Genomic DNA, 835 nt, shown 5'->3' with positions numbered 1-835 from the left:
GTAAAACTGCCGCGGTCGTCCACATTCATCTTCAGGGGATAGCTGAACCGTTCTTCAGGCAGGTATGAGAGGTATGTGGAATAGAGTTTCTTTGTAAAGGCATCGCTCAAATCCGGGACGGACAAGGTACCGGGCATTTGCCTGAAAGACCTTATCAGTTCCACAATGCCGCCCAAGGTAATGGTATGCACCACGGGTACTTCGCAATAATCCCCGTTGCGGTGTTCCCTGCCGCTCAGGGCGGAGATAAGTTCGTCCACCACATCGTCTATGTAAACCAGATGCATCACCACCGAAGGGTCGTTCACCCGGATGGGCTGGTCATGGGCGATGTTGTTGCAGAAAGTGGCCACCGCGCTGTTATAGTTGGGGCGGCACCATTTGCCGAACACATTCGGGAAGCGGTACACCAGTACCTTTGCACCCGTTTCCCTGGAGTACTCGAACAACAGTTGCTCCCCTGCCCGCTTCGATTCACCGTAAGGGTTGTCGAGTGCGGCCTGCGTGGAAGAGGAAATCATTACCGGACAGGTATTGCCGTGCTTCTTCAATGTATCAAGCAGCGTGGAGGCGAAGCCGAAGTTCCCCTTCATAAACTCAGACGCATCCTTGGGACGGTTCACGCCTGCCAGATTGAAGACAAAGTCAGCTTGTCTGCAATAGACATCCAGTTCGGCCGGGTCACTGTCCATGTCATATTCGTAAATGGTAAGTTCTTCACCTGCAATGCCGTAATTGCGGGCTTTCCCGTCACGGATGTTGTGCAGCTGGGATACAAGGTTCCGGCCGACAAACCCTCGGGAGCCGGTCACTAAGATTTTCATAAACTAATGGG

General features: G+C 53.1%; 1 protein-coding gene. It reads right to left on the bottom strand.

Translation table 11 applies throughout. The features are described 5' to 3' along the window. On the bottom strand, nucleotides 1-824 hold an 824-nt coding region (locus CSD97_RS11710), incomplete at its 3' end, for an NAD-dependent epimerase/dehydratase family protein (RefSeq protein WP_098032440.1). Between the last annotated feature and the right edge of the window lie 11 nt (nucleotides 825-835).

Origin of the sequence: Bacteroides sp. AR29 (assembly GCF_900217715.1) — a bacterium.
GTDB lineage: Bacteria > Bacteroidota > Bacteroidia > Bacteroidales > Bacteroidaceae > Bacteroides > Bacteroides uniformis.
The sequence above is the reverse complement of the archived record's forward strand: the minus strand, read 5'-3'. Positions and strand labels throughout refer to the sequence as shown.